The sequence below is a fragment of the Thioalkalivibrio sp. ALE11 genome (genome assembly GCF_000381205.1).
Classification (GTDB): Bacteria; Pseudomonadota; Gammaproteobacteria; order Ectothiorhodospirales; family Ectothiorhodospiraceae; genus Thioalkalivibrio.
Genome location: NZ_KB906203.1, coordinates 1 through 4,247, shown reverse-complemented (window position 1 = coordinate 4,247; position 4,247 = coordinate 1). Strand labels below are relative to the sequence as shown.

At 68.9% G+C, this 4,247-nt stretch carries 4 protein-coding genes; 2 read left to right on the top strand and 2 right to left on the bottom strand.

What is annotated here, in order from left to right:
• The first annotated feature begins 215 nt into the window (after positions 1 to 215).
• Positions 216 to 458 carry a type II toxin-antitoxin system Phd/YefM family antitoxin gene (locus tag F620_RS0113995; protein ID WP_019571071.1) on the top strand — a complete coding sequence of 81 codons (243 nt, stop codon included), beginning with the start codon at positions 216 to 218 and terminating at the stop codon, positions 456 to 458.
• A complete protein-coding gene (locus F620_RS0113990; RefSeq protein WP_019571070.1) occupies positions 458 to 880 on the top strand; it encodes a type II toxin-antitoxin system VapC family toxin in 423 nt (140 codons plus the stop codon). The genes F620_RS0113995 and F620_RS0113990 overlap by 1 nt, the downstream gene beginning before the upstream one ends.
• Positions 881 to 1,087: 207 nt before the next feature.
• Here F620_RS0113990 and F620_RS0113985 read toward each other — a convergent pair whose 3' ends face one another.
• Positions 1,088 to 1,933 carry a hypothetical protein gene (locus F620_RS0113985; RefSeq protein ID WP_019571069.1) on the bottom strand — a complete coding sequence of 282 codons (846 nt, stop codon included), beginning with the start codon at positions 1,931 to 1,933 and terminating at the stop codon, positions 1,088 to 1,090.
• Position 1,934: 1 nt separating this feature from the next.
• Positions 1,935 to 4,046, bottom strand: a complete 2,112-nt coding sequence (locus tag F620_RS0113980; RefSeq protein WP_019571068.1) for a molybdopterin-dependent oxidoreductase — start codon at positions 4,044 to 4,046, stop codon at positions 1,935 to 1,937.
• Positions 4,047 to 4,247: the final 201 nt, after the last annotated feature.

Genomic DNA, 4,247 nt, shown 5'->3' with positions numbered 1-4,247 from the left:
CTCGTGCCCTGCCTCGAAGGCATGGAAAACAGGAGGTCTCGATCGAACACTACAGCCAACCGTTGACAGGTCAATCCATATCAGGAGCGCAGCCCTCTGCGCGATCCGGCTACGGCGAAAGATTCCGGACCGGGAACTCGTTCGCCTGCAAGCAGGCTCCTGCATGCTGACGGCTGTCCTATAATGTGACCATCAAGATAGTCAGGAAGCACGAAATGTCGGATTCCACCATCAACCTCGCCGACGCCAAGGCTCGCCTCAGCGAGCTGGCCGAGCGCGCGGCCTCGGGCGAAAACATCATCATCACCAGGCGGGGCAAGGCGGTGGTGAGACTGAGCCGTGCAACTCCGGCCAGGCAACCGATCGATGCCGATGCCTTGCGCGCGTTGACCGACGCCCAGAGCAGCTGCTCGGAACAGGACCTTGTACGCTCCCTGCGCGACGACGCGCGCTATTGATGCGCTATCTGGATACGAGCCTGCTGGTGGCCGCACTGACCCGCGAGCCGCGCACGGGCGACATGCAGACCTGGCTCGCGGCGCAGCCGGTCGAAACGCTGCATATCAGTGACTGGACGGTCACCGAGTTCTCGGCGGCCCTGTCCATGAAGGTTCGCCGGCAGATCCTGACGACCGGGGAGCGGGCAACGGTGCTCGCGGCCTTTGCCGGCCTGCGCGAAGCCTCGCTGAGCAGCCTGTCCGTCGCGGCGGCCGACTATGCCATCGCAGCACATTTCGCCGACCAACACGACTCCGGGCTACGCGCAGGTGATGCACTGCATCTCGCCATCGCATACAACCATGGCCTCGAACTCTGCTCCCTCGACAAGGTTCTGGTAGCCGCCGCCGAGCCTCTCGGCGTCAACGCCCGGTTGCTCTGAAAACACACCCTCTTGCGTAATCCAGCCAGGCGTCGATGCGGCTTTTTTGTGCGCGCTTTCCCCCGGCGCCGCTGCCCCGTGTGCCCCGCAGGAGCGCAGCCCTCTGCGCGATCCGGCGCCGGGGCTGGCCCGATCGGCCAGAGGGCTGGCCTCCTACGGCCGGGGGAGGTCTCGCAGGAGCGCAGCCCTCTGCGCGATCCGGCGTTTCTATTCAGGGCCCGGCTGGCCGGTGAGGCGGCGGTAGAGGGCGAAGCCGGCGTCGCGATCGGCGGTGCGCAGGATGGCGGATCGGCCCGGGGTCGAGGGATCGGGCTTCAGGTCGACGCCGGTATCTTCGGCGGCGCGGAAATCGGCGTCGGTCAGTTCGACCTCGCCGAAGACCGAGATGATGTAGCCGCCGGGGATCGGCGGGGGTGGCGTGAACGGTTCGCCGTCCGCCAGCGCGACCCAGGCGGGGATGAATGCCGGGCCATAGAAATCGAAGAAGCCGTTGGAGCCGCGCAGATGGGCCTCGATCGGTCGCCCGCCGATCAGCTCGATGTTGCAGATGCCGCTGTAGCCGGCCAGGTTGCGCCGCACCCAGTCGGCGATCCACGGCTCCACCTCGGGCACGGCGGCACCGACCTCCCAGTAGATCGGGCGCGCGGCGTCCTTTTCGTCCGAGCCGCGGGTGTGGGCGAACCAGCGCACCTCGCCGTCCTCCACCAGGCAGTCGGTGCTGGTGTGGGCACCCTCCAGGCGCTGGCACCAGAAGCTGCCGGGCTCGGCCGGCACCTCGCCGGCGGGCAGGGCACGCGCATCCAGCCCCATGCCGGCGAGGTTGGTGATCGGCTTCACGAACACCGTGTCCGCCGCGTCCAGCCCCAGGTCCGTGGGCGCGACCCCGCAGGGCGCGGCGGTCAGCCCCGCATCCAGGGCCAGGCGCAGCTTGTCGTACACGTGACGATGCCCGGGGTTCAGGCGCCAGGCGGCAGCATCCGACACCGCCACCTCGCGGCGCGGCTCGGGCCGGAAGATGTGCCGGCGCTCGGGCAGGACACCAACGAACGGCACGTCAGCCCGCCTCCGGCAGGCGTTCTTCGTGCCCGGCGCGCAGGCGTTCCACCTCGCACAGCAGCGACTTGAACGCGGGGAAGCCGCTGATCGGGTCGAGGTTGCGGTCGTCGGTCAGTTCGTTGATGTTGGCATGGTTCCAGCCGTGCTGGCAGTGCGCCACACCGGGCTTGATGCGGTCGGTGACCTTCGCCACGAAGGCGACCCGCCCGCGCGGCGAGCGCACCTCCACGGTGTCGCCATCGGCGATGCCGCGCGCCGCGGCGTCCTGCGGGTGCAGCTCCACCAGCGGCTCCGGCATCGCCCGACGCATGCGCTCCAGATACTGGTGCTGCGAGTGGGTGGCGTGCTTGTGGCGCGCGCCGCTGGTCAGCACCAGCGGATAGTCGCGCGCCAGCTCCGGCGTGGACAGCGGGCTCTCGGCCGGCTCGCGCCAGACCGGCAGGCCGTCGTGCCCGGCCTCGCGCAGCTCGGCGGCGTCGAATTCCACCTTGCCGCTGACCGTGCGGAAGCCGTGCAGCCGGTACTGGCGGTCACCCTCCTCGAAGCCGTGCTCGACCAGATCATCCAGCGCCTTCGCGAACACGGTCACGCCGTCCGGGTCGTTGTACACCTGCTCTCGGATGGTCTCGGGGATGCCGTCGGCGGCCTCGGCCCAACTGGCCTCCAGGTCGCCGTTCCAGAACTGCTCCGCCATCCCGAGGCGCACGCCCAGCTCGAGGAACACCTCGGCGTCGGCGCGTGCCTCGCCGCGCGGGGCCACCGCCTGATGCCGGTAACGCAGCTCGCCACGGAAGTTGCAGCCGGGATAGGCGATCAGCGCCGGGCGTTCGAGGCTGGTGGCGGCCGGCAGCACAATGTCCGCCATGCGCGTGGCCGGGTTGTGGAAAAAGTCCGACACGGCGAAGAAATCCAGCGCGCCCAGCGCCTGTTCCATGCGCTTCGAGTTCGGCCACATGGCGGTGTTGATGCCCATCGCCAGCAGCGAGCGAACCTGCTGCGGCCGGCCGTCGAGGATCGCGTCCGGCAGCAGCATGCTCTGCGCCGCCGGCCAGTGGGCCGTCCACACCGGGAAGGTCTCGTCGCCGATGCGCGGCGGCAGGTTTTCCTTGCAGTGGTCGAACAGGTCGATCGGCTTCGGCGTGACCTTGTCGTTGAAGAAGCGGTTGCCGCCCTCGCGGTCGATGTTGCCCGTGACCGCCGCCAGCAGGGTCACCGCGCGATGATTCTGGAAGCCGTTGGAATGCTGCACGGTGGCAGTGGGCGAGAGCATGATCTGCGCCGGGCTACGGGTCGCATAGAGCTCGGCGGCGCGCTGCAGATCGGCCTCTTCGATGCCGCAGATCGCCGCCACCCGCTCCGGCGGGAATCCGGCCACGTATTCGCGAAAGGCCTCCACCCCGTTGCCCCATTCGTCGAGGAAGGCCTGGTCCTGCCAGCCGTTCTCGAAGATCAGGTGATGCATGCCCAGCGCCAGCGCCCCGTCGGTGCCCGGACGGATCTGCAGGTGCACCTCGGCCTGCTCCGCCAGCGGGGTCACCCGCGGGTCCACCACCACGGTGGCGCAGCCGGGGCGTGCCGCGGCCAGCGCATGCTGATGGAATGGCGGGATGGACCCGCGCGGGTTGGTGGACCACACCAGCAGGCAGCGGGTCGCATCCGAGGCCACGGTGGAGGAGGTCTTGATCTTGGTGCCGAAGGTCACCTCCTCCGCCACCTTGGTCGAGGAGAAGCAGCAGCCGCTCTCGGTCAGGTAGTTGGGCGAGCCGAAGGCATGCGCCAGGCGCTGCAGCTGCGGCCGCGCCTCCTTGGTGTAGCCGGCGAAGAACGCCGCCGCCGGGGCGCCGTGCGCGTCGCGGGTCGCGCGCAGGCGCTCGGCGATGGTGTCCAGCGCCTCGTCCCAGGAGATGCGCTCGAACTCGCCGCTGCCGCGCGGTCCGGTGCGCCGCAGCGGGTACAGCAGGCGTTCCGGGTGGTTGCGGCGATCCAGCTGGACGTAACAGCGCGGACAGTCGGGGCCGTCGATCTTCACCGGCTCGCCGGCGTTGTCCAGGGTCACGTCGATCGCGCAGTTGGCGTCGCATTCGTAGCAGGTGCTTTTCACGGTCGCCATGGGGTCGGCTTACCTCGCGCGGGCATTCGGTCGATACATCCGCCGATTATGCGCACGGCGCCCGCCGCCCTCGAACAACGTCATGCGCCCCGGGGCATTGCCCCCGCGTAGACATGATGGATTGACCTGCCCGACCTCGAGAGCGTGGGTTATGTTCTCGGGGTTGGGACAACCACCTTCAACACAGAGCCAATATCGAGG

What these genes read in the sequence shown, in the direction of transcription:
- F620_RS0113995 (WP_019571071.1), top strand. Translation starts at nt 216, where the DNA reads ATGTCGGATTCCACCATCAACCTCGCCGACGCCAAGGCTCGCCTCAGC.
- F620_RS0113990 (WP_019571070.1), top strand. Translation starts at nt 458, where the DNA reads ATGCGCTATCTGGATACGAGCCTGCTGGTGGCCGCACTGACCCGCGAG.
- F620_RS0113980 (WP_019571068.1), bottom strand. Translation starts at nt 4,046, where the DNA reads ATGGCGACCGTGAAAAGCACCTGCTACGAATGCGACGCCAACTGCGCG.